The organism is Dyadobacter jejuensis, from assembly GCF_003149085.1.
In the GTDB taxonomy this organism is placed as follows: Bacteria; Bacteroidota; Bacteroidia; order Cytophagales; family Spirosomataceae; genus Dyadobacter; species Dyadobacter jejuensis.
Genome location: NZ_QGDT01000021.1, coordinates 15,796 through 35,924, shown reverse-complemented (window position 1 = coordinate 35,924; position 20,129 = coordinate 15,796). Strand labels below are relative to the sequence as shown.

The window sequence follows — 20,129 nt, the reverse complement described above, 5'->3', positions numbered from 1 at the left end:
GTGCCACCGAAGTGACCCCTCGCCTTGCATGTATTAAGCCTGCCGCTAGCGTTCATCCTGAGCCAGGATCAAACTCTCCATTGTAAATTTTGTATGTGAATAACCTAAGTTATTCGTTTTTCGTTACTCCTAAGAGTAACTGTGTCCTTAACACATTTACCTTATATTGCTCTCTTCATCATGTCAAAGAACGTTGCTCTGATCGCTTTCAGAACTTGTGGTCTCGATCGTTTTCGTTACCGTTGTTCCCGTTTGGGAGTGCAAAGGTGCACGCTTTTTTCTTTAGATGCAAGCAACTGGCCAAAGTATTTTTGAAGTTTTTTTAAAGTTTTTTCTAACTCGTTGATTTACAATACCAAATCAGCACAACTTTTTTTAAACTTTTTTCAAGGGCTTTTTACTACTCCGCTTTTGTAGGCCCAAAGCGCCCTAGAGGCTATTTGGTTCCTGAGAGGAAGATAAGGCAAAAGGAGGCCGCCAAGGGGAATCCCCCCCTTCGCCCCACATTTAGCACTTATCCTGTTACCAATGATATGAACCTATTCACTATCGGCAATGATCCATTAACTAGTTAATCGTTTCCAAGAAAAGTCCGACAGCCGATTGCCGACTGCCGATTGCCGACTGCTGATAGCCGACCGCCGACTGCCGACCGCCGACCGCCGTCGTGATACAGTCTACTATATATAGTGTCCCATTATAGCACTCAATATATAGGATAGGGAAACGCCTGCGGATCCTATATAATAGGGAGGGGGGAAATCAGAATGATCGTCTTATCGGTCCGGCTGGCTTTGGTTAGGGCAGACTTTAGATGGGGAATCCCTCATCATATATATAGCACTGCCATTGCTTATGATATTCCCAGGCTTGGGCACTGAACTGACATAGGCCTAACAGACCTTCTCTTCATGGTCCTTGGAAGGCAACGTGGGGTGGGCTATTGGACCTAGAGTACAAGCATCGTTAAGGAATACTGGGCAGCGGACTGGTGAGCTATAGAGAATGTCTACTTCCTTACCTTATATATAGGATGGGGAAATGGAATGGAATAGTAGGGATCCGGTTAGATTCATGGCTTTCCATTCATGGCTCGACTTTCATGATATTCTTTATATAAGTCCACACTCTTGGATTTACCTTTGGCTAGCATCCTTGAACTATGGCTCTAACACGGCTATTGGGTGGATGAGGCCTGTTCAACTTTAATACTGAAGAACTGAATTTCGTCGTGCCATGGCCATATGTTTGAAAATGGCTAGTTAAAGATAGGGGAGAGTAGGCTATTTAAAATGTCAAGGATGGCTTTGGGATGACACCTGCACGCCCGACTATCCTTCAATAGGCGGGTTTAATAAAGGTTTTAATCAGGCAAAAGAAAAATACAACCGGAGTTTCCTATATCGTAGACTCATAAAACGGCTATTGACCTTGGCTAAAAAAATCGGGTAAGCTAGTAGTAGCGCCGTTTCGACGGATAAAACGATACCATGACCGACAAACGCTCCAAACTCCTTCAGCAAAAAATCATCGATCCAGAGTAGTCCAAAAACCATCGGAAATACAAACAAACTGATAAGTGAAAAATTATGCTTATTCTTTGCCTTTCTAACTTTATTATAATGTATAGCCATAAAACTATCTGTTGATACAGAAATTGAAAGCATCATAAAACTGACAACTCCCATATTAAAAATTGCCATCTCAATCAATTTGATGAGTAAATTGGACTTGTCGTAAAAGAAAAGTGCCGGTCCAAAGAATATAATGGCTTGAAATATCCAAATCCTCTTAAAAACTAGGGTCAATACCCTACTAAGGTCTACTTTTTGGAGGTGTAACGGTAATAGAATAGCAGAAATATGGGAGAAATAATGATTGTAAAACTGTGAAAAACTGCCAAATAATAGCTGGAACGGCATTACGAAAGGCCATATTTTAGTCTGATCGGCTTCCATATAATTAAAAATGAATATCAGCACTCCATACATTGAAAGCGACATAACAATTGAAAAGACGAGATAGCCCTTAATAACATTATTCCTCCACAAAAATTTATTAACAAAATCAGAATAGGTCACTTTCATCATGTATTTTATTGCTATTCAATATATAAAACCCTTGCTATTAACCTTTTACTAAATAAAAAAACGAAGCTGTTGAACACAACAAACAAGATGCCAAAAACCGGAGGAATGCTTTGGAAGAATTTTGTAAAATCCATAATGGTGCTAACCGATTCCATTTTAACGAAGTATATCACACAAGCAAATGCGGCGATGGCTACCCCAATGACGGTAAAACGAAAGAACCCATTTATAAGCAGTAATCGGGCGGTAATCATTTTTAGATTCGTATTCAAAACGAGCATTAGTAAAAAATAGACCACCAAACTGACACTCTGCCACGGATAGGGCCAATTTAGAAACACGAGCCATCCTAAACCAATTAATGAGAAAAACATAAATACATTCCCTATTCCCAAAAAGTAGTCGAACATGATAAAACTTACCAATTTGTTTTTAGGTACCATCAAAAACAAGTACGGGCGTACAGGTGCTTCTAGTTTCTCTGCCGATAACGGCCTTAATACCAAATCCAAAAGCAATAAAATGTTTAAAACCAAAGTGAGCACGGTAAACGACGTTACTCCTGGGAAGGCACTCTTATCTAATGTTTCCACAAAATAACCCGCTACAAATAATACAGAAATGGTCATCAGCATGGTGAATACCATTAAAGCCTTTTCCAGAACACCCATCAAAAACATAGGGGAACGGCTTGCTTCCAACCATCGGTGCAACAGAAACTGTCTTACTGTCATTTTTTTGTCCTTGTTTAGGCTACACACTGCTCCTAGGACCAAGCAGTTAAAAACCCCTAAAAATAATTTATTCGAGATAAACAACTGATAATCATTGACTAATGATCCTCCTTCCGGGAGAGAAATACTCCGATAATTTTTCAAGAATATGCTCACTCGCCTGAAAATCATGCTTGATCAAACCCTTCTCCAATAAAACGGCCCGGTCACAAATCGGAGCAAGCTGGGTAATGTCATGGCTGGATACAATTACCGTACACGGATAATTCTTATTCACATCCACCAACATTTCCTGCAACAGCATCTGAGAAGTAGGATCCAAGAAGTTGAATGGCTCATCGAGCAATAATACCGCTGGTCTGGATATTAGTGCTGCAACAATGCCTATTTTTTGAATGTTCCCTGACGAAAAATCCCGAATACATTTTTTCTTCTTTCCTAGAATCTCGTCATTGAAAAAGTTTTCGTATTTAGCCAGCAATTCGGCTACCTCCTGTTCTGTTCTGCCCGTAAGTGATCCTACAAAATAAAAGTATTCCTCAGGCGTCAGAAAATTGAGTACAGAATCGATTCCTAGAAATGCACTCGTTTTTTTTCGCCAATCCTCACATTTTGCAACATCCCATTCTCCTATTTTAATGTCACCCCGATCCAGTTGAATCAGATCCAAAATTGCACGTAACAAAGTAGTTTTTCCGGCACCGTTATTGCCAACGATTCCAGTTATTTTACCACTTTCCAATTCCAACTCAGGAATATTTAATACTTCCTGCTGCTGATACGACTTACTTACTCCTTGGATTGAAACCTTCATAAATATTGTCGCTAACGATACATGAAGGGATAGACCCTTCTAAATAATTGAATATAATTGACTTACAAAAACTATTTCCATATACAAACCCCGGCATACAAGGGCGTCACAGAGCCCACTACTTCCAAATTAGAGCAAGATGAAATAAAATAGTTGTACACCAAAAAATGATTATAATAAATCCTTATAGCAATAATAATATATTGACTCTTATATATTGTAATAAACCCATAAATAAATATAAACACTCCTTCGCCTCAATTAATGAATATTATGCTGCGTTAAATATTACATTTGCTATTATTCCTCTTTCATTACCCCCATTCTCCAGAACCCGAAAAAGCCCGCACCTACTATAATAGTAAGTTGCGGGCCTTATAATTATGGGTATAAGGTAGTTTTTACCTCAGTCCGGATTCATCCAAGGGGATGTAAGATAATCCTGCAGGAATACGCTTACAGGGCTTTGAAATATTGGATCCTATTAGTTGTTCCCTGTTTGCTGAAAACCACATATAAGTTAACTATACTCTATACCCTCTTCGCCATCCACTAAAAGCCTAAGCAAATTCTAGTTGGAATTGGTCGTGGGGGTATCTAATAAACGGTCAATCTTAGGTGTCATTTCATTAATAATTTGACCCTGAATCAAATCACTCAATAGATAAAATTCATCTTGACTGTAGGTCTTTAGAATATGACCATCCTGTAAATAACTAATATAGTCAGCACTCTTAAATACAGTTTCTAAAATATGGGATGACATAATTACTGTATTACCCAAATGCTTTAGCCTTTGGATAATATACCTTAAAACCTCGCAGGACTTTAAATCTAATCCATTATATGGTTCGTCCAAAATAATAATTTCTCGTTTGAGTAAAAGAACCGCCATGATACTTAGTTTCTTTTTCATGCCCGTGGAGTAGGTGTGAACATAGTCATCCAATGGCAATTGAAATAGGTCGTTCCAGCTATTCAAATCCAGTGCTTTGTATGGCGACAAAAGTGTTAAATACTCATAACCGGTCATGTAGGAATAGAAAAAGCCCTCCGTTTCCAAGAAAGCGATCTTATTTTTTTGTTGTTGATTATAGTGGTTAAAAATATATTTAAATAAGGTAGTTTTACCCGATCCATTGGCTCCCAAAATCCCGTGTACCGTGCCTTTTAATATGGATAATGACAAGTCATCCAATACGAGTTTCTTCGCATAGCTAAAGTTCACAGACTTTAATTTAATAATTTCTGGAGATTCCATTTAGCTTTCAGGTATTTGGTTCTTATTATAAATATTGATAGCGGTAAAATTGGACAAATAATAAAAAAAATAATTAGCTCAAAAATATTACTTTTGGAGTCCTTCCATAGGTCGTAGTTAGCATATTTGACTACTAAATAATATACACAGTTGAGATTTAGAATAAGCAAACAGCCAATTAAGATGATCAGATCTGTGATGCTGTGATAGTACCATAGAGACAATACGGTTTGACCGAAATCACTGGCATGGTCCCTCCGAAATAACAACAGCATAAAAAACAGAATAATTTTCATAAGTGCACTGGTTTTGAGTTTGTTACCCTATTTCCGTCTTCGATAGTATGGTTTTTTGAACGATAGAAGTATTTCTTTGCTAATAAAATTTCGGAATCTGTAAAAAACAGCCCTTATAATGAAACAGACAGTATCTCAAAATCGTGAATCATCATGAAAATATAGATACTGATATGAAGCAAAACCCTTGAAATTATTAAAGGAATCCGACAGTTTTTGTTCCAGATAAAAAAAGTAAAAAGTAATTTGGATCTTAGCTATAAAAAATCGGTCTTTATTGCATTTTCTGCAATGAAATCGAAGCGATAAAAAAGAGAAACCACAATCTCCAAAACCCATGGGAGACCAAAAAACAATAGTGCTGACAGGAGAAAATGATGTTTATCAGTCCACAGGATAAGTATTAATAAGATAGGAATCATTGCCCACCCAACTAGTTCTTTAGGTGTTATTTTATGTTTCCTTGATCTGATGATTAATTGTTGAAAATCTCTAGGAAAATCTATCTGGTAAGATATTGGATACCATTTTAATATAGGGATCCCTTTAAATAGAAAAGGATAGTATACCAAAATTATTTTTTTGGGGACATTGCTTTCTATAGATAGGAGGTCGTTACCTCCTATCCAATATCCCAAATTATTTAAATATAAAGTGACACCATAGGGAGTGTCATTTCGAAGTACTATAGTCGCCATTAGCAAGTTGATAAACAATAGTTAAATTGTCGTAATGCATTATTTAACAACTGATAATAATGGGAATCGATAGCAGAAATAGCATCCCAAGGATTTAGTCGAACACCATCTATCGTAGGAAGAGTTAATCCCCAAAAAGTAATAGTTAATTAGCTACTTTGAGAAAGGTAACCACTCCAAGCCCCAACGAGGAATATTGCTGCATCCCAATATAATGAATCCAAGGAACCGGACCACCAAGCATAGGCCTCTTCTTCTTGTTGCGAATAACTAGCCATGCAATAATCTTGACAACCATTATCTTCGCTCAACGTTGGCGAAAAGGAAAAAAGAAAAAGAAACGAACCCAAAAACAATTTTGAAAATTTCGATTTCATGATTTCTGTTAATTTAAGTTAAAAGTTGTCAAGTCTTTCCGAATACGTGCCTTAAGCTCTTTATCCAAATCTTTTCGAATCTCCTTCATATAAGCCGATCGCTGCTCTTGTGTCCACAACTTCATTTCAGGATGTTTCTGTATCTCATTCGCCAAGGCCGTTACATACGAAGTCGTAGAAAGCACATATTTCTCTGCATTTTTCATCCCTGAACTTTTAAATACATGGATTACTTCCTCCTGTGATGAGCATTTAGAAAGCCTTTCATTCATTTCTTTTGGAAACGATTTAAAAGAATTAGCCTTTGATAAACTCAATTGGTGCATCATAGAATAATGATCAATCATCGCAGTTTTTAAGTTTTTACTCTCCATAAGTTTCGCCTTTTCTTTTGCTTGCTCAATTTCGCTTGTCTTTCTAAAAACCTCTTTTTCAGAGTCACTACTAGTGCAGGAAAATAGCCCGCTCATTAAGGCCATACAACATGTACTCAAGAGCAGATGTGAAGTTAGGTTTTGCATAATTTCAAGATTTTAAAAAATACATTTCTTTAAAAACCAACATGACTATCACTTGTTCACAAGCAATTTAGCTCCTATTGTGATTTAGTGCACCGTAAGCTGCTCTTACTTCCTTTTGCCTTCTTATAATTATTTTGTCGTTGATTGCTTACAAATTTATATAAGCAAATTTAAATATATTGATACCTTAAGTTAACAATTTTTATAAATTTTCAAATCCCGCATTGTATTTTACAATTTTATAGAGGGGGGGGGAGATTTGAATAGCTTTCTAAATATTTGAATTATCTTCTCTTTGTTCTTCCGAGCATATCTCTCCAGATTACCCCGACCAGCCAAACCGAGCTTATCACTGATACGAGATCGATAAGTTTTTACACTTGCTGGAGTGATAAAAAGTTTATCTGCAATTTCTGAGTTAGTAATATCTTCGGTGAGTGAAAGAAGTACCGCCCATTCACGTTCGCTCAGGAATTGAAGGTTTTGATTTGCAATTTGAATGGACAATTGTTCGGTATCAGTTTTAGTGTGCATATTTTTTCGAATAATAATGAATACAAACCCGTCTTCAGAGTACACAACATAGAGTGAGCCTTAATACTTAATTATACATTCTTATTAATTCCTGCAAGATTAAAAAAAATACTTCTACATAAAAAAATGATTATAATAAATCCTTATGTCAATAATAATATATTGACTTTAATATAAAGCAACAAATCCATAAATAAATATAAACACTCTTTCGCCTCAATTAATGAATATTATGCTGTGTTAAATATTACATTTGCTATTATTCCTCTATCAATACCCCCATTCTCCAGAACCTAAAAAAGCCCGCACCTACTATAATAGTAAGTTGCGGGCCTTATAATTATGGGTATTAGGTAGTTTTTAACTCAGGACGGATTCATCCAAGGGGATGGGTCTGGACCCGGCAAGAATACGCTTACAGGGCTTTGAAATATTCGATCACATGAATCTTGAGCAGGTTCTCCTGGGCGTCAAGGCCCGTCTGAGGGAGGGCGCGCATCAATTGGTAATGGGGCCAGCCGTCCTCGTCGACAAACTCCAGCTGATAATACGACGATAGGCTCAGAACTTTGCAGATACCGATATGCATCAGGTCCTGCTTCTGCTCCTTAGTAAATCGCCTGGCCCCCTTTCCCAGCTCCTGAACCCCTATCAAAAACAGGACCCCATTCAAATCTGCGGGCCTTTTGCCTACCAGATTCTCCAAATACTCCAACAGGTATTCCCACTGTCGTTCCAGGGGTTGGTCTTCTACAGATGCAAGGTTCATGAGTGCGGTCTAATTTATATTTTTCATTTACAAACGTGAAATAAGGTAATCACGTTCCTATTGGTTCACCAACACCGGCCCATTGGCCGATTGCCAGGGCATCCACTACCCCCCTTTCCTACAACTAACCCGATAAAAATGGTAATTTTAACCGGGACGTTTCTAACTTTGGACTTTGGTGGATTAAGCGAATTACAATCATAGACAGTGTGAAAAAGGAAGGAGATCGTTCGAAGAAGACAGAGAATTATTTACAGACCCTCAATGAACCCCAGCGAGAGGCGGTCCTGCATGGAGAAGGCCCCCTGATGATCATTGCGGGTGCAGGGTCGGGAAAGACGCGTGTGCTCACCTTTAGGATTGCCCACCTGATCGAGAAGGGCGTAGACCCCTTCCGGATCCTATCGCTGACCTTTACCAACAAGGCTGCCGGCGAAATGCGCCAACGCATCGAAAACGAGGTAGGCTATGAGGCGCGCAATATATGGATGGGGACCTTCCACTCGGTATTCGCCAAGATACTCCGGATAGAAGCCCGGCACCTGGGCTATACCAGCGATTTCTCCATCTATGACACCGACGATTCTAAATCCTTATTGCGCAGCATCATCCGGGAGTTTAAGCTAGACGACAAGGTATATAAGGCCAATGTAGTGTATAACCGTATATCGGGGGCCAAAAACCGCCTGGTATCGGCCGAAGACTATGCCAATAACCCGGTGATACAGGCCGACGACGACGCAGCCCGCATGAAAGAGCTGGGGCGGATCTATAAGACCTATGTGGGCCGGTGCTTTCAGGCCAACGCCATGGACTTCGACGACCTGCTCTTTAACACCAACATCCTGTTTCGCGACTTCCCCGATGTGCTCTACAAATACCAGCATAAGTTTCAACACGTGATGGTCGATGAGTTTCAGGATACCAATGTGTCGCAGTACCTGATCACCCGGAAGCTGTCGGCCGCGCACCGCAATATATGTGTGGTAGGCGACGATGCACAAAGCATCTATGCCTTTCGGGGGGCCAATATTGAGAACATCCTCAATTTTGAGAAAGACTTCCCAGATGTAAAGACCATTAAGCTAGAACAAAACTACCGATCCACGTCGACGATCGTCAATGCGGCCAATTCGGTGATAGCCCGCAACAAGACCCAGCTAGAGAAAAAAACCTTTACTGCCAACGAGGAGGGGAGCCTTATCGACGTCATCAAGGCGGGTTCCGATAACGAAGAGGGCCGAATGGTGGCCACGGCTATCTTCGAAGAAAAGATGCAAAAGTCCTTAAAGAATGAAAATTTCGCCATTCTTTACAGGACCAACGCCCAGTCCCGTTCCTTTGAAGAGGCCCTCCGAAAGCTCGGATTGAAGTACCGTATCATAGGGGGGATGTCTTTCTACCAACGCAAGGAGATTAAGGACTTACTGGGTTATCTACGCTTTATCGTCAACCAAAAGGACGAGGAGGCCTTCAAACGCATCATCAATCTACCCAAAAGGGGGATAGGCGATGGCACCGTGGCCAAGATCAACGTCACCGCCGCCGACCAGGGGCTGGGGTTCTGGGAAATAGCCTCCAACGCCACCTATTATATAGGAGGCCGTACGGCGGCACCCATCGAGCAGTTTGCCACGCTTATCAAAAGCTATAAGCTATTGATAGAAGAAGGGAAAGATGCCTACGAGATTGCCTCGCATGTGGCCAAGACCTCCAAGCTCCTAAAGGAACTCTATGACGATAAGACCGTAGAAGGCCTTTCCCGCTACGAAAACGTCCAGGAATTGCTGAATGGTATCAAAGAGTTTGTAGATAGCGAAGAGACCGAGGACAAGTCGCTAAGTGCCTTCTTACAGTCGGTATCGCTACTGACCAACGCCGACGAACCCGACGAGGATGCCGATCATGACCGGGTAACGTTGATGACCATTCACTCGGCCAAAGGACTAGAGTTCCGGAATGTATTCGTGGTAGGCCTGGAAGAAGACCTTTTCCCAAGCCAAATGATGCTCGAGTCGAGGCAGGATTTGGAAGAGGAGCGCCGCCTGTTTTATGTGGCCATCACCAGAGCCGAACAAAAGCTCTCCTTTTCTTATGCCGAAAGCCGGTACCAGTGGGGTAGGCTCAAAATGTGCGAACCCAGCCGCTTCCTCCTGGAGGTCGACAAGACCTACCTGAACGTAACTAGGCTATTGGCGGGTATGGATCCCACGCCTGCCTCGGGTGGTAGTACCTCCTTTGTGCGGAACCTTACCCCACGCCGACCTACCGAGCCAAGGAATGTCCCTGCCGCCAAGGCTCATGCCCCTTCTGGCGACTTTAAGCCTAGCGACACCAGCCACCTAAAAGCGGGAGACAAGGTCGAACATATGAAATTTGGCTTTGGAACCGTTGTAAAAATGGACGTGGACGGTACAGACCGGAAGGCCGTCGTCCGGTTCGATGGGGTAGGAGAGAAGACCCTCCTGCTAAGTTTCGCAAAATTGAGGATATTGTAATCAAAATGACCAGTAAAGTAGTTAAATAGTACACTTTATGAAAGAGTGCCCTATATTAGGGGCGCTAAAATGAAAAAGTAGTATTTGTTAAAATCAATAAGATATATGTTTCAAGAAAACGATATTATACAGATCAAAGAAAGGGGTAGCGATACTGACACGGTTTTGCAGCAGATTGACTATTTCGTCAACGGGTTCCCTTACCTCAATCTTTCGAAAGCGGCGACTGTAGGCGACGGGCTGATGAGCCTGACGAGCGAGGAAATTGAGCGGGTGGTAGAATCCTACGATCAGCTGGCTGCCGACGGGGTGATTACCCTTATGAAGTTCGTACCGGCTTCAGGAGCGGCTACGAGGATGTTCAAGGCCCTGTTTGGGTTCTTAGAAGGTGGAAAATCGGATGCTTCGGTAGAATCTTTTTTCGATAATATCGACCAGTTTGCATTTTATGAAGACCTAAAAACGGCCTTAGAGGCCGACGGCCTCGACCTAGCTACGGCCAGCAAAACACAAATTGCGGCTTATTTCCTTACCGACAAGGGGCTTGGCTATGGGGAACTACCCAAAGGCTTGCTGAAGTTCCATAACTACAGCGACCGCTCCCGCACCCCGCTGGAAGAGCACCTGGTAGAGGGCGCCAAATATGCCAACGCTGGAGGCAATGTCCAAATTCACTTCACGGTATCGCCCGAGCACCGCGACAAGTTCGAGAAATTGGTCGTAGAGGCCTTGCCTACCTACCAAACCGAACATGGAGTAAAGTACTTTGTATCGTTTTCGGAACAAAAAAGCGCTACCGATACCATTGCTGTGAACCCCGACAACAGCCCTTTCCGCGAAAAAGACGGAAACCTATTGTTCCGTCCGGCGGGTCATGGCGCCTTGTTGGACAACCTGGCCCAGCTCGATGCCGATATTATTTTTATTAAAAACATAGACAACGTAGTGCCCGACCGCCTAAAGGACGACACTATCCGATATAAAAAGGCCCTTGCTGGTATCGTTCTCGACAGCCAAAAGAAAATTTGGAGCTTTATGGATAAGCTTCAAAATGGCACTGCCGACGAAGGGGTTTACGCCGAGCTGGCTACATTTTTCCAAAATCAACTGTGTGTGAGTCCACCCGCTGGCTTTGAGGCACTTACTACGGAAGAGAAAAAGGCCTATTACCTGGCCAAGCTAGACCGTCCGCTTCGTGCTTGTGGTATGGTAAAAAATCAAGGAGAACCTGGCGGAGGACCCTTTTGGGCCAAAAACGCCGACGGCTCATCCTCCCTGCAGATCGTTGAGTCGGCTCAGGTAGACCTAGACAATGAAAGCCAAAATGAGATTTTCAAAAACTCTACCCACTTCAACCCCGTCGACTTGGTATGTGCTATCAAGAATCGCCAAGGAGTAGCCTACGACCTGAAAAAATTTAGAGACCCATTGACCGGTTTTATTACCAATAAATCAAAAAATGGGAAGGAGCTCAAGGCTCAGGAGCTACCCGGCCTATGGAATGGAGCGATGGCCGATTGGAACACCATATTTGTGGAAGTACCACTCATCACTTTCAACCCCGTAAAAACGGTAAATGACCTGTTAAGAGATCAACACCAAGGAGCGTAAAGCCCGATATGCAAAGAGGCCGGTGAATCCTGGGATTCACCGGCCTCTTTGCTATTGAATGGCGCCCAGATCAGGGGATAGGCAACACTTTGCTCTCCTTAAAGGTAGACAGAATGACCATCGTCTGGGTACTGGCCACCTCTTCAATTTCGTTGATTTTCTCTAGCATCAACGTCTGATAGGTGCTGATATCTTTGGAGATAACCCGTAAAAGGAAATCGCCTGTCCCGGTAATGTGATGGCACTCCACTACTTCTGGAATAGCCTGAATCTTTTCTACAAACGACTCTGTAACCGCCCGACGATGACCCACCAGGGAGATCTGAACGAAGGTGCTCACGCCCAATCCAACCCGCTCGGGTTCCAGCTGTGCATGATAACTCTTAATAATACCCGACTGCTCCAATTTCTTCACTCGTTCCAAAGTTGGGGCGGGCGACAACCCGATCTCCTTCGAAAGCTGAGCATTCGTAATTTTAGCATTCATTTGTAATATTTCCAGAACCTTTCTGTCGATCTGGTCAAGCTTTATAATCGTGGACATTTTTCTATGACTAAGTTTTCGTATAACCTTTTGAAGCAAAGGCGTTGCAAAGCTATCAGTTTTTACGGAACATCCTTATAATTATATACTGGAAATTTTATAATACAACAAATTATCATACGTCAAATCGCCAAATACGCTGTAATTGTTGGGCCCAAATGCCGATAACTGGTGAATGTCAAAATTAAACTGAGTAAACTGCTATTTTTGAAAGAAAGTCGGCATAGGTTCTTTCGATGCCCTCTTGTAACCCTATTCGGTGCTTCCAACCTAGGTCATGAAGTTTGTTAACATCCATTAATTTTCGAGGAGTGCCATCGGGCTTGTCGGTGTTCCAGTGAATATTACCCTCGTAGCCCACAATCGACTGGATCATCTCGGCCAGGGCCTTAATAGAGACGTCGCTACCCACCCCCACATTGACAAAGCCGGAGTCGCTGTAGTTTTGCATTAAAAAATAGCAAGCATCGGCCAGGTCGTCGGCATGCAGAAACTCCCTCAAGGGGGAGCCCGTACCCCATAACGCTACGGTGGGCTGGCCTGCTTCTTTGGCTTCATGGAACTTCCTAATCATGGCGGGTAGCACATGGGAGTTGTTCAGGTCATAATTATCGTTGGGTCCATATAAGTTGGTCGGCATGGCGGAGATAAAGTCGCTACCATACTGGCTCCTATAGGCTTCACACATTTTAATCCCCGATATTTTGGCGATAGCATAGGGCTCATTGGTGGGCTCCAGCGTGCCTGTCAACAGGGCATTCTCGTTGAGAGGCTGCGGAGCCAGCTTTGGGTAAATACAAGAAGAACCTAAAAACAGCAATTTCTTGACCTGCTGCAAATGGGCATGATGAATGACATTATTTTGAATCTGTAAATTATCGTAAAGAAAATCGGCCCGATAGATGTTATTGGCCATAATTCCGCCGACCTTTGCCGCAGCTAAAAATACATATTCAGGTCTTTCGGCTTCAAAAAAAGCCGAAACCTGAGCCTGATCACGCAGATCGAGCTCTTTGGACGTTCTAAGGACAAAGTTGGTGAAGCCTTCTGCCTGTAGCTTTCTTAGTATGGCAGAGCCGACCATCCCCCGGTGGCCGGCGATGTATATTTTAGCGTTTTTTTCCAATGTTGTTTAAATTTGTGCTGAAAATCAATAATTAAAGATTTGTGCCGTTACAAAGTTAATAATCTTCGTAAGAAGAAAAACTTAAAACAAATGCCAGGTAAATATTGGATTCATTGCTTTCTGCTGTTTATTTCGGTAGCCACTGTTAAAGGACAAACTCCTACAACGGCTACCTCTACCCCGTCATGGCTCCCCAAAGAACGTGTAAAGACCGATACAAGCCAGGCTAAGCCCAAAACCGGAATAGCGGCGTTGATCTCTGGGTTCGACTCGGCGATCGGTGGCTCCGTGCCAGGAGTGGGCCCACAGTCGAAGTCTATCTCCAGCCTTTTCAACGAGACCATCCCCGACCTGGGCTTGAGGGCCACAGCCTATAAAAACCAAAAGGCCGAGAAAAAGCGAAAAAAAGCCTTGGCTAAGCTTGCCAAAGTAGAATATGAAGGCATCCCCATGCAGGCCATTTCTGTAAAACATGGTAGTGGCGACAGAGCTACCGTCGAAATGTTCCATGTATTGAAGGAATATAAGCCCATGAACCCCTATGTACGCATCGCCAACATCAGATGGTACGACACCAAAGTAAAGCGATTGAGCTCCTCTATTATTAAAAACAAGGAACGCTCCTTGCTGTTGCATGGTCCCTACAAGAAGTTTTCGGGTGAGAACCTGATCGAAGAAGGATACTATTATATGGGAACTCGGCATGGGCGCTGGGTAAAATATGATACCAAATACAACCTAATCGATAAGTCGATTTGGGATAAGGGATTTCCGGCAGAGTCCCATATTGCCTATTACGATTCCGCCCATACTCAGATCAAAGAGGTAGTCCCCATCATGTTTGGCACCACCGAAGGGGAATATCTCCAATTTTATAAGGAAGGACAGCTAAAGGCCATAGGGAAGTATGACCACGGCGAAAAAGTAGGTCGCTGGATAGAATACTACCAGTTTAGGCGGCAAAGAAAACAGGAGATACAATACCCTAAGACGGCCTGGGACGAGGATTTCGAGCCTTTTATAATTCGCGAATGGGACGATAAGGGAAAGCTTACCTACGATTCTTCTACCGACCCTCGGGCATCGGCCGACGTGGAAGAGGAAGAAAATTAATCCTCCCCTCCCAAATATCATCCACAATACGACTTCATGATTCCAGCTTTACTGCGTAACCCCACTTACTCCCGTATACTAGCCATTGCCGCAGCCGGTATTCCGATATTAATCTACTATTGGTTTTTCGGTAGCTTGGCACTTAATGTCAATTATTTAGCTTTCGACGATATCCTGATCTTAGGCATCGTTCCCGAGTTTGAAGGGGCAACCTGGGCGCAGCGCTGGGTGGCACTCACCACCTTATTCCCTGAGCACCGGCTGGTGTTCTCCCGATCGGTAGTTCTGGTATTTTACCATCTTTTTGGCAGGGTGGACTTGGTGTGGCTCATGGTAGTCGCCAACTTGTGTTGGGGAGCTTGTGCCATTTACTTTTATAAGGCCCTACATACCGCCGAGCGGTCCATTTGGTACTTCATCCCGGTCTTGTGGCTCTGGTTCAACGTCGGGTGTTTTGAAAACATGATGTGGGGGGTAAGTTCACTCTGCAACTTCGGAGTACTCTTTTTTATGTTAGGAAGCCTCTACTTTGCGGCTTTCAGGCCCAACTGGCTGGCCCTATCTTTGTTGCTGGCCCTATGCGCCACCTATAGCTATGGCAACGGCCTGCTGGTATTCCCTGTACTGGCCATGATGCAGCTCTTTAGAAGAAACTATGTGCAGGTAGGCATTACCCTTGTTACGGTTTTGATCGTATCCAAATTGTACTTTACCGATTTTCAACCGATTACCAAAAGTCTCGATATCAGTAATATGGGACAGGTGGAGCAAGGTATCTTAGGTTTTTTTGGTTTCTTAGGCTCCCACGCTACCATTCATGCCTACGGCCTCACCACCTCCAACCTGTATATAGCCTCCATCACCGGCTTGCTGCTGGCCCTGCTGACCGTCGGCTTGTTGATAGGCCAAATCCCTCTTTTATGGCAAAGCGTCAGCAAAAAAAAGCCTTATTCCAACCCTTTGGCCCTGTTTGCTATAGGAATTCTGGCCTTCGTGGTAATCACCGCCTTGGCGCTGACCTATAAGCGCATACCAACCGACGAATACATCGGGATGTTCAAAGGCCGCTACCGCATTTATAGCACCTTATTTTTGCTGGGGATGTATCTGCTCTACCTTGGCGTAAGGCCCAAGAGTCGCCATATCACCATTTGGTTCATGGTATTGCTGAGCGTTGGTCTCAACCTGGCCGTCCTTCATGGCAACTTCGCCGATGCCGTCAACAGGCGCCATATGGCCATTGCCGAGGAGTTCAATGCCCGCTATAATGCCGACTGGCATGGACTGCGGATGTTCAATATGAGCCAGCAACATTATGAAGAGATTCGGCAAATCTATCAATCTCAAGACCCTTTGGCTGAAGGATGGCAACCCCACGAAGGGCTCCCTTCATCTAGGCTATCGGACAGTCCATTCCCTATCGTCAAACAGACCGATACCGACGACCGGTTCGGTATGACCATCGACCAAGGCACTTTTAAAATAGGCAAGAATTATAGTGATGGCCTATATTTGCTACTCCATTCTGCTCAGCATCGCTATATAGCCCCATTTACCCAAACGCCCGTTCCCCTTAAGACCACCCTCCGCAGAGGCCTATATTATTCTAAATATGCCGCCGCTAGCCTACCCGCTGGCAATATTGAACCTGGGAACTATCGGGTGACACTAGTGGAAAGACGGAATGGCCAGAATCGTTTTTATAAAACAGGGCAGACCTTAAATAAGGATTAAGAGCCTGTTTTAATATTTATCGTGTATTTTGGTAAGTATTCGTTCTACCTCCTTGCGTACGCTGGCTGTGGACTCCGTATAGTTGTTATTCATAAAGCTAAAGACCAATGTCTTTCCTTTCCGAGTAATCAGGTAGCCACTGAGGCAATAGTTGTTACTTAATGATCCTGTTTTTGCAAAAACAAAGGGCTTCTGGTCCTTAAATAAGGATTTTAGCGTACCGCTTTGCCCACCATTGGGCAATAGCGTATAGAGCCGCTCGCTAGGAACTTTGGCATGGATCTTCTGCAAAAGGGCCACTATGGTTCGGGGGGTAAATAAGTTGTAACGGCTCAGGCCCGACCCATCGCGCCATACTGGCCGGTCGGGGAGGTCGCCCATATAGTTTTCTACGGCGTGGTTTATGGCCCCTTGGGTATTGAGTGGTAGCCCCTTTTGAGTAGCATAGAGCAGCATGAGTTGCTCGGCAAGCATGTTGTCGCTCACCTGCATCATCCTATAATAGAGGCTGTCGGATGGGATGCTATACACCGTTTCTAGCTCGATACTCAGCGGCACATGAATTAGCTTAATATCCTTCCCCAGCGTATCGCTCAACATCCTGACGGTAAGAGAATCACTAGTTATCACGGGAACGTCTTGGATCAGCCCCGAAGGCACCCCCCAAGCCGAATGGTGGAACACATTGGCAAACCGCTCCCTTTGGATCCCCGTTACGGTGGTGTCCGACTTAAAAAACGGACGCCAAAAATTGGGTTGGACTTTCAGGGAGCCATTTTCACCACCCGAAAACCGGGCTATATTTCCGTAAATGGGTAGGGGAGAGCGCTCCACCTGATAATAGTCGTTATAGTCGCTCCAGGCCCATCCGGGGCCATACATTTTCTCATCATAGTGAGAGGGGGTATAGAATATGGGTTCTTTTCGGCTTTTCAAAAAATCGTATACCCGGCTATGAGGCAGATCGGGATGTAATAATGATGGATCGCCAGTACCGCGAATGATGAGCAGCTCGCCCCATTCCAAATATTGTAAGCCGGGGATAGAGTCGCCCAGGGCATTCAATCCGGCATAAAAGCTAAATAATTTGGTATTGGAAGCGGGGTTAAAATACTTATCACCCTGGTAAGATGCCAATTCTTTCTGTTCTCCCAGCCTGCTTACGGCTAGTCCGGTGTGCTGCTGACTAAGCACCGAAGAGTTTTTGATTTCTTTGTTGACCAAATGAGAAACAGAACATCCAGTGGTAGCCAAGACCACACTTAATAACAGGAGCGTGCGCATGAAAAATGGATAATGAATGAAAAAACAAATATAAAGGTATTTCCAATGGATCGTAATAAAAGCTTCGTTAACGCTCAACCAGTAGTACCCCTCTCTCCTTAGCACCACAAAAATAACCCTCCCGACGGCATATCAAAAGGACACCTTAGGCTATAAAACGCCGAAATAGTGTTTATTTTGCCTTACCACCAATGGAAGCTAGAAATTACCCCATGAATTCCCCCGAGCAGATCCTAAAGCAATATTGGAACTACGACAGTTTTAGACCTATTCAAAAAGAGGCTATTCTGTCGGTGATAAACGGCAACGACACCCTTTTATTATTACCTACCGGGGGTGGAAAATCCATTTGTTTTCAGGTACCAGTGCTCATGCTCGAGGGAGTATGCATCGTAGTTACGCCGCTCATAGCCCTGATGAAAGACCAGGTAGAGCAGCTAAAAAGACGGCATATCCCTGCAGCAGCCATTCACTCGGGAATGAACAAACATGAGATCGATATTGCCCTCGACAATTGTATCCATGGGAGCACCCGTTTCTTATATGTATCTCCCGAGCGGCTTCGTACCGACCTGATGAAAGAACGAGCCAAACAGATGAAAATTTGTCTGCTAGCGATCGATGAGGCGCACTGTATTTCGGCCTGGGGGTATGATTTCCGACCGTCCTATTTACAGATCGCCGAGTTCCGGGCCCTTCTTCCAGAAGTACCCGTGATGGCCCTTACGGCCACCGCTACCGAGGAGGTTCGTGCCGATATTATCGACAAGCTTCAAATGAAAACGGTAAGGGTTTACAAACAGTCCTTTGCTCGCGATAACTTGTCCTACTCGGCCTTTGTAGAAGAAAATAAGGCGCAAAAATTATTGCAGATCCTCAAAAGGGTTCCAGGTACTTCCATCGTGTATGTCAAAACCCGCAAACGCACCAAGGAGATCGCCGACTGGCTTAACAAACAGGGGATAAGTGCCGAAAATTACCATGGCGGCCTGAGCCATAAGGAGCGCAACGACCGCCAGTCGGCCTGGATCGGCAACAAAGTGCGGGTAGTGGTGGCTACCAACGCCTTTGGAATGGGCATAGACAAACCCGACGTGCGGTCGGTGGTACATTTCGACTTACCCGAAAACTTGGAAGCCTATTACCAAGAGGCCGGGCGGGCGGGGCGCGACGGCCATAAAGCCTATGCCGTAGCCTTGTTTGTGCCCTTAGACCTGGAAGAATTGCTCGACGCAGTAGAACGGAAATACCCCCCCTTCGAACTCCTCAAAAGGGTATATCAGGCTCTAGCCAATTATTATAAAGTACCAGTAGGTAGCGGAGAGCTGAGCATTCACGACTTCGACTTACAACATTTTTGCGGGACTTTCGGACTCCCCGTCAGCGAAACCCACTACAGCCTCAAGCTGTTGGAAGAAGAGGGTTTTTTACAACTGAGCGAGTCCTTTTTTGAGCCTTCCAAACTGATGTTCTTGGTAGACAATCGGCAATTATATGATTTTCAGATACGTTATCCCGGCCTCGATTCGTTTATCAAGGTAATACTCCGCCTGTATGGTGGAGAGTCGTTTTCTGAATATGTACGCATCAACGAAACCGAGGTCGGACAGCATTTTTATGCCCCCGTTCAGGAGGTGCTCAACAAATTGCGGTTCTTACAAGAAAGAGATATCATAGACTATGAGCCTAAGCGGGATAAACCCCAGCTTACTTTCCTAACCCCCCGGTTCGACGCACCTACATTACCCTTGCAGGTAGTGGAAATTAAGAAGAAACGGGCTAGAGATAGAAAAAAGGCCCAGGCAGTCATCGAGTATGCTTCTAGCGACAACCGCTGCCGGACGCTGATGCTGCTCGAGTATTTCAACGAATTCGATGCCAGCGAATGTGGAATTTGTGATAATTGTCTTAAAAAGAAAAAGGAGCGAGAATTGGCTACAGCGGCCTTAGCTAAGGAAATCTCAATAGACCTCAAGGAAAACGGCCCACATCACCCCAAACAATTGAGGGAACGGTTTGATCACCTGCCCGAAAAACACTTCCTTCGTGCAGTAAAACTGTTACTAGAAAATGAGCAGATTGAGTATAATGAACAAGGCAAACTTATTTGGAATAAAAAATAGAA

16 protein-coding genes and 1 rRNA gene are annotated in these 20,129 nt (G+C 43.8%); 5 read left to right on the top strand and 12 right to left on the bottom strand.

The genetic code is table 11. From position 1 onward, the window contains the following. The 9 genes from CLV98_RS23805 to CLV98_RS22025 all read right to left on the bottom strand — a co-directional run. Positions 1-84, bottom strand: a 16S ribosomal RNA gene (locus tag CLV98_RS23805); the annotation flags it as partial. Positions 85-1,367: 1,283 nt separating this feature from the next. Next, positions 1,368-2,090: a hypothetical protein gene (locus CLV98_RS22065; RefSeq protein ID WP_109678121.1), complete on the bottom strand. Its 723-nt coding sequence runs from the start codon at positions 2,088-2,090 to the stop codon at positions 1,368-1,370. Positions 2,091-2,101: 11 nt separating this feature from the next. Next, a complete protein-coding gene (locus CLV98_RS22060) occupies positions 2,102-2,824 on the bottom strand; it encodes a DUF5687 family protein (RefSeq protein ID WP_146202328.1) in 723 nt (240 codons plus the stop codon). A gap of 91 nt (positions 2,825-2,915) precedes the next feature. Then, positions 2,916-3,638 carry an ATP-binding cassette domain-containing protein gene (locus CLV98_RS22055; protein WP_109678117.1) on the bottom strand — a complete coding sequence of 241 codons (723 nt, stop codon included), beginning with the start codon at positions 3,636-3,638 and terminating at the stop codon, positions 2,916-2,918. A 571-nt stretch (positions 3,639-4,209) separates the two neighbouring features. Next, complete coding sequence (locus tag CLV98_RS22050; RefSeq protein WP_109678115.1) at positions 4,210-4,899, bottom strand: ATP-binding cassette domain-containing protein; 690 nt, start codon at positions 4,897-4,899, stop codon at positions 4,210-4,212. 1,143 nt (positions 4,900-6,042) lie between these two features. Further along, positions 6,043-6,270: a hypothetical protein gene (locus tag CLV98_RS23355; RefSeq protein ID WP_146202327.1), complete on the bottom strand. Its 228-nt coding sequence runs from the start codon at positions 6,268-6,270 to the stop codon at positions 6,043-6,045. Positions 6,271-6,278: 8 nt separating this feature from the next. Beyond that, positions 6,279-6,791 carry a hypothetical protein gene (locus CLV98_RS22035; RefSeq protein ID WP_146202326.1) on the bottom strand — a complete coding sequence of 171 codons (513 nt, stop codon included), beginning with the start codon at positions 6,789-6,791 and terminating at the stop codon, positions 6,279-6,281. Positions 6,792-7,022: 231 nt separating this feature from the next. Continuing rightward, entirely contained in the window at positions 7,023-7,325 is a 303-nt protein-coding gene (locus tag CLV98_RS22030; protein WP_109678107.1) for a response regulator transcription factor, read from the bottom strand. 415 nt (positions 7,326-7,740) lie between these two features. Further along, complete coding sequence (locus CLV98_RS22025; RefSeq protein WP_109678105.1) at positions 7,741-8,094, bottom strand: hypothetical protein; 354 nt, start codon at positions 8,092-8,094, stop codon at positions 7,741-7,743. A 209-nt stretch (positions 8,095-8,303) separates the two neighbouring features. Here CLV98_RS22025 and CLV98_RS22020 point away from each other — a divergent pair, with 209 nt between their 5' ends. Next, positions 8,304-10,592 carry an ATP-dependent helicase gene (locus CLV98_RS22020; RefSeq protein ID WP_109678103.1) on the top strand — a complete coding sequence of 763 codons (2,289 nt, stop codon included), beginning with the start codon at positions 8,304-8,306 and terminating at the stop codon, positions 10,590-10,592. 105 nt (positions 10,593-10,697) lie between these two features. Then, positions 10,698-12,203, top strand: a complete 1,506-nt coding sequence (locus tag CLV98_RS22015; protein WP_109678101.1) for a DUF4301 family protein — start codon at positions 10,698-10,700, stop codon at positions 12,201-12,203. A 70-nt stretch (positions 12,204-12,273) separates the two neighbouring features. Here CLV98_RS22015 and CLV98_RS22010 read toward each other — a convergent pair whose 3' ends face one another. Together CLV98_RS22010 and fcl are read right to left on the bottom strand one after the other, a co-directional pair. Continuing rightward, positions 12,274-12,747: an Lrp/AsnC family transcriptional regulator gene (locus tag CLV98_RS22010; protein ID WP_109678099.1), complete on the bottom strand. Its 474-nt coding sequence runs from the start codon at positions 12,745-12,747 to the stop codon at positions 12,274-12,276. 184 nt (positions 12,748-12,931) lie between these two features. Then, entirely contained in the window at positions 12,932-13,873 is a 942-nt protein-coding gene (gene fcl, locus CLV98_RS22005) for a GDP-L-fucose synthase (RefSeq protein WP_109678097.1), read from the bottom strand. Positions 13,874-13,963: 90 nt separating this feature from the next. Between fcl and CLV98_RS22000 the strand changes: the two genes are divergently transcribed. Together CLV98_RS22000 and CLV98_RS21995 are read left to right on the top strand one after the other, a co-directional pair. Then, on the top strand, positions 13,964-14,986 hold the full coding sequence (locus CLV98_RS22000; RefSeq protein ID WP_229203532.1) for a toxin-antitoxin system YwqK family antitoxin: 1,023 nt from the start codon (positions 13,964-13,966) through the stop codon (positions 14,984-14,986). A 36-nt stretch (positions 14,987-15,022) separates the two neighbouring features. Continuing rightward, positions 15,023-16,720: a hypothetical protein gene (locus tag CLV98_RS21995; RefSeq protein WP_109678095.1), complete on the top strand. Its 1,698-nt coding sequence runs from the start codon at positions 15,023-15,025 to the stop codon at positions 16,718-16,720. Positions 16,721-16,729: 9 nt separating this feature from the next. Here CLV98_RS21995 and CLV98_RS21990 read toward each other — a convergent pair whose 3' ends face one another. Continuing rightward, complete coding sequence (locus tag CLV98_RS21990) at positions 16,730-18,004, bottom strand: D-alanyl-D-alanine carboxypeptidase/D-alanyl-D-alanine-endopeptidase (protein WP_109678093.1); 1,275 nt, start codon at positions 18,002-18,004, stop codon at positions 16,730-16,732. 191 nt (positions 18,005-18,195) lie between these two features. Here CLV98_RS21990 and CLV98_RS21985 point away from each other — a divergent pair, with 191 nt between their 5' ends. After that, positions 18,196-20,127: a RecQ family ATP-dependent DNA helicase gene (locus CLV98_RS21985; protein ID WP_229203530.1), complete on the top strand. Its 1,932-nt coding sequence runs from the start codon at positions 18,196-18,198 to the stop codon at positions 20,125-20,127. Positions 20,128-20,129: the final 2 nt, after the last annotated feature.

Excerpts from the sequence above, each read along its gene's own strand:
- CLV98_RS22065 (WP_109678121.1), bottom strand. The coding sequence starts at position 2,090 with ATGATGAAAGTGACCTATTCTGATTTTGTTAATAAATTTTTGTGGAGG.
- CLV98_RS22060 (WP_146202328.1), bottom strand. The coding sequence starts at position 2,824 with ATGACAGTAAGACAGTTTCTGTTGCACCGATGGTTGGAAGCAAGCCGT.
- CLV98_RS22055 (WP_109678117.1), bottom strand. The coding sequence starts at position 3,638 with ATGAAGGTTTCAATCCAAGGAGTAAGTAAGTCGTATCAGCAGCAGGAA.
- CLV98_RS22050 (WP_109678115.1), bottom strand. The coding sequence starts at position 4,899 with ATGGAATCTCCAGAAATTATTAAATTAAAGTCTGTGAACTTTAGCTAT.
- CLV98_RS23355 (WP_146202327.1), bottom strand. The coding sequence starts at position 6,270 with ATGAAATCGAAATTTTCAAAATTGTTTTTGGGTTCGTTTCTTTTTCTT.
- CLV98_RS22035 (WP_146202326.1), bottom strand. The coding sequence starts at position 6,791 with ATGCAAAACCTAACTTCACATCTGCTCTTGAGTACATGTTGTATGGCC.
- CLV98_RS22030 (WP_109678107.1), bottom strand. The coding sequence starts at position 7,325 with ATGCACACTAAAACTGATACCGAACAATTGTCCATTCAAATTGCAAAT.
- CLV98_RS22025 (WP_109678105.1), bottom strand. The coding sequence starts at position 8,094 with ATGAACCTTGCATCTGTAGAAGACCAACCCCTGGAACGACAGTGGGAA.
- CLV98_RS22015 (WP_109678101.1), top strand. The coding sequence starts at position 10,698 with ATGTTTCAAGAAAACGATATTATACAGATCAAAGAAAGGGGTAGCGAT.
- CLV98_RS22010 (WP_109678099.1), bottom strand. The coding sequence starts at position 12,747 with ATGTCCACGATTATAAAGCTTGACCAGATCGACAGAAAGGTTCTGGAA.
- CLV98_RS22000 (WP_229203532.1), top strand. The coding sequence starts at position 13,964 with ATGCCAGGTAAATATTGGATTCATTGCTTTCTGCTGTTTATTTCGGTA.
- CLV98_RS21995 (WP_109678095.1), top strand. The coding sequence starts at position 15,023 with ATGATTCCAGCTTTACTGCGTAACCCCACTTACTCCCGTATACTAGCC.
- CLV98_RS21990 (WP_109678093.1), bottom strand. The coding sequence starts at position 18,004 with ATGCGCACGCTCCTGTTATTAAGTGTGGTCTTGGCTACCACTGGATGT.
- CLV98_RS21985 (WP_229203530.1), top strand. The coding sequence starts at position 18,196 with ATGGAAGCTAGAAATTACCCCATGAATTCCCCCGAGCAGATCCTAAAG.